Below are 4,016 nucleotides of genomic sequence, written 5' to 3'. Positions count from 1 at the left end.
GCCCGACGGCGCGGCAGCGCCGCGCGCACGCGGCGCCAGCTGGCCGCCACCGCCTTGTGCCGGGGCAGGTGCCGGGCTGGCCGCCGGGCGGAAGGCCAGCATGCGCAGCAGCGTCATGGTGAAGCCGGCGTATTCGTCCGGCGCCAGCGCGAGCTCGCTGCGGCCGAGATTGGCGATCTGGTAGAACAGTTGTACTTCCTGCGCATCGAAGGCAGTGGCGAAGCGGCGGACTTCCGCGGCTTCCGGCCACTCTTCCTGCACCGAAGCGGGCACGGCCTGGGCCAGCGCGATCTTGTGCAGCAGCGAGGCGAGATCCTGCAGGGCGCCGGCAAAGGACAGGCTGCGATCGGCCATGCCGTCGGCCACGCCCAGCATGGCGGCGCCGTCTTCGGCGGCCAGCGCATCCAGCAATTGCACCAGGTAGCTTTGATCGATCGCGCCCAGCATGCCGCGCACGGCGGCCTCGGACACCTGCCCCGCGCTATAGGCGATGGCCTGGTCGGTCAGGGACAGCGCGTCGCGCATCGAGCCATGGGCAGCCTGGGCCAGCAGGCGCAGCGCGTTGGCCTCGCGGTCGATGCCCTCCTCGCCCAGGATATGGTCAAGGTGGCTGACGATATGGCCGGGCGGCATCTGCTTGAGGTTGAACTGCAGGCAGCGCGACAGCACCGTGACCGGAATCTTCTGCGGATCGGTGGTGGCCAGGATGAACTTGACGTGCGCGGGCGGCTCCTCCAGCGTCTTCAGCATGGCGTTGAAGGCGTGGTTGGTCAGCATGTGCACTTCGTCGATCATGTAGACCTTGAAGCGCCCCGCCGTTGGCGCGTACACCGCCTTGTCGAGCAGGGAGGCCATCTCGTCGACGCCGCGGTTGGAGGCGGCGTCCATCTCGATGTAGTCGACGAAGCGCCCGCTGTCGATCTCGGTGCAGGCCTTGCACACCCCGCAAGGCTGCGCGGTGATGTCGCCGCTGCCATCCGGCCCGACGCAGTTCAGCGCCTTGGCCAGGATCCGCGACAGCGTGGTCTTGCCAACGCCCCGCGTGCCGGTGAACAGATAGGCATGGTGCAGCCGCTGTTGTTCCAGCGCGTGCGTGAGCGCGCGGACCACGTGTTCCTGGCCGACCAGCGTGGTGAAATCCCGGGGGCGCCATTTGCGCGCTAGCACTTGATAACTCATGGCGGCGATTGTAGCAAAAGGCGGCCTGCCCTCAGGCGGGATTCACGCGATCCGCGGCGCCCGGCCTCCCCCTAGCCACACTCGCCGACGTAGCCGCAGTTGGCGCACTTGGCGCAGCCGTCGATCTTGTGCAGGGCGTGGGCACCGCATTCCGGGCAGGGCTTGCCGGAACCCAGCCCAAGCCCCGGCGTCGGCAGGCCGCCGGCCGACGCCGGCTGTGCCACGGCGCCCCCGGCCTGGCCGCCCGTCCCTTCCAGCCCGGCCAGCCGGGCCGCAAGCGCCGCCACCGGCACCTGGCCGCCCTCGGCATCGAGAAAGCCGCGCTTGATCAGGATGCGCTGCAAGGCGTAGCCGATCGCCGCCACCTCGGAATCATGAAAGCGCGGCGCCTCGGTACCGTCCTGGCGCACCAGCGTGCCGTAGCGCACCGTCCCCTTGTCCCATACGACGTTGCGCATATCGGCCAGCGCCTTGGCGATCGAGCCGCCCGAGCGGGCCACCATCGACAGCAGCCGCATGGTGGAGGTGATCCACTGCTGGCCGTCGTTGCGCTGCCCGGCCGGCATGAAGAACTCCACCGGACGCTCCACTGCCGCCGGACTGCCATCGATCAGGCCCGCCACGCGCATGAAATTCACCGTCAGGTAAACCGTCTTGTGGCCCTCGTAGGTCATGTATTCCACCTTGGAGGTGACCCCCTCGAGGTCGCCCACCGGACGGCTGGCGAACGGCTTGCGCAAGGGATCGTCCGTCAGTGCCGCCACCGGGGTGGCCGGCGCCCCTGCCGGCGGCGCCGACTCCGACAGCACCGCCCCCAGGACGCTGTTGGGGCGGTAGGTGGCCAGCCCTTTCAGGCCGGCCCGCCAGGCCTCGAGGTAGAGGTTGCGGAACGCTTCGTAGGGATAGTCCTCCGGCACATTGACGGTCTTGCTGATACTGGTATCGATGAAAGGCTGCACCGCCTCCAGCATCTTCATATGATCGAGCGCCGACATCTGCAGCGCCGTGACGAAGCTGTCCGGCAAGCGCGCCATATCGCCGCCCAGGTGGCGATAGAGGCGCCAGGCATGGTCCGCCACCTCGAACACCTTGTAACTGTCGTCCGCCATGCGTTTCTTGCGGTGATAGGTCCACGAGAAGGCCGGCTCGATGCCGTTGGATGCGTTGTCGGCAAACGCCAGGGTGATGGTACCGGTCGGCGCGATCGACAGCAGGTGGGAGTTGCGGATGCCATCACGGCCGATCGCCTCGCGCACGGCCTGCGGCAGGCGTTGGGCGAAGTTGCTGGCGAGGTACTCGTCGGCCTTGAACAGCGGGAAGGCGCCCTTCTCCCGCGCCAGCCCGGCCGAAGCCAGGTAGGCGGTATCGCGCATGGTCTGTGCGATGCGCGCGGCCAGCGCGCGGCCCGGCTCGCCGTCGTAGCGGATGCCCAGCATCACCAGCGCGCTGCCCAGCCCCAGGAAACCCAGGCCGATGCGCCGCTTGGCATGGGCCTCGGCCTGCTGCTCCGGCAGCGGCCAGTAGGTAACGTCGAGCACGTTGTCGAGCATGCGCACCGCCAGCCGCACCACTTCGGCAAACCCGTCGAAATCGAAGCCGGCTTGCGCGCTGAAGGGCTGGCGCACGAAACGGGTCAGGTCGATCGAGCCCAGATCGCAGCAGCCATAGGACGGCAGCGGCTGCTCGGCGCAGGGATTGGTGGCCTCGATGCGTTCGCAGTAGTAGAGATTGTTATCGTCGTTGATATGGGACAGGAACAGGATGCCGGGCTCGGCGTGATCGTAGGTGGCCTGCATCACCTGGTCCCACAGCTGCCGCGCCGGAACGCGGCGGTAGACCCACTGGCCGTCGCCGCGCCGGTAGGCCCCGGCGGCGATGGCTTCCGCCGCCGGCTCGGCCTCGTGCACCAGCTCCACCTCGCCATCGGCCTCGACCGCGCGCATGAAGTCGTCGCTGACGCCGATCGAGATATTGAAGTTGGTCAGGTCGCCGCGGTCCTTGGCGTGGATAAAGGTTTCGATGTCCGGATGGTCGCAGCGCAGCACCCCCATCTGCGCGCCCCGGCGCGAACCTGCCGACTCCACGGTGGCGCAGGAGGCGTCGAATACCTTCATGAAGGACACCGGCCCCGAGGCGCGCGAGTGCGTACCCCGCACCAGCGCGCCGGCCGGCCGTATCGCGGAGAAATCGTAGCCCACCCCGCCGCCGCGCCGCATGGTCTCGGCAGCCTGCGCCACCGCGGTATAGATGCTGGGCTTGCCGTCGCGCGCATCGGAAACCGAATCGCCCACCGGCTGCACGAAGCAGTTGATCAGCGTGGCCTCGATGCGCGTGCCCGCCGCCGAGTTGATGCGGCCGGCCGGCACAAAGCCCTGCTCCTGCGCCCACAGGAAACGCCCGGCCCATTGCTCGCGCTGTGCCGCGGGTTCGGCCTCGGCCAGCGCACGCGCCACGCGCAGGCGCACGTCGGCGGCGGTGGCCTCCTCGCCCTTGGCGTACTTCTCCATCAGGACTTCGGTGGAGATCTCCTGGGGCGGCAGCGTGGCGCGGAGCATCTGTTCATTGGCATTCATCGGTGGTCTCGCTGGTGTCGTGGTGGCGTGATGAGGTGATTGCGTGATTGCGCGCTATCCGCTGGCGATGCCCTGCTCCAATATAGTCCGGGCAGCTTTGCCTGGGCCAGGCGCCCCACTCGATCGCCTTACTCGATCAATTTCACTGGAAATCTGCCCGGCCCGCCCGCTCTGGGTTACAATGCCGACCGGACGGGCCTCCTCGCATGGTGGCGCGGTCAACCTGGTCAGGTCGGGAACGAAGCAGCCATAGCCGTTTTCCGC

General features: G+C 68.3%; 2 protein-coding genes and 1 other RNA gene. 1 reads left to right on the top strand and 2 read right to left on the bottom strand.

Annotated features, from left to right (window positions below; genetic code table 11):
* Together dnaX and P3W85_RS29455 are read right to left on the bottom strand one after the other, a co-directional pair.
* The coding region (gene dnaX / locus P3W85_RS29460) for a DNA polymerase III subunit gamma/tau (RefSeq protein ID WP_276267357.1) at positions 1 to 1,179 on the bottom strand (1,179 nt) is incomplete at its 3' end.
* Positions 1,180 to 1,250: 71 nt separating this feature from the next.
* Entirely contained in the window at positions 1,251 to 3,752 is a 2,502-nt protein-coding gene (locus P3W85_RS29455; protein WP_276267356.1) for an adenosylcobalamin-dependent ribonucleoside-diphosphate reductase, read from the bottom strand.
* A gap of 191 nt (positions 3,753 to 3,943) precedes the next feature.
* On the opposite strand from P3W85_RS29455, the gene ffs reads away from it, so the two are divergent.
* An RNA gene (gene ffs / locus P3W85_RS29450) (signal recognition particle sRNA small type) lies at positions 3,944 to 4,016 on the top strand; the annotation flags it as partial.

Source organism: Cupriavidus basilensis, from assembly GCF_029335485.1.
In the GTDB taxonomy this organism is placed as follows: Bacteria; Pseudomonadota; Gammaproteobacteria; order Burkholderiales; family Burkholderiaceae; genus Cupriavidus; species Cupriavidus basilensis_E.
This window is presented reverse-complemented; position numbering and strand designations above follow the sequence as displayed.

Coding starts and splice junctions, on each gene's coding strand:
- P3W85_RS29455 (WP_276267356.1), bottom strand. CDS start 3,752: ATGAATGCCAATGAACAGATGCTCCGCGCCACGCTGCCGCCCCAGGAG.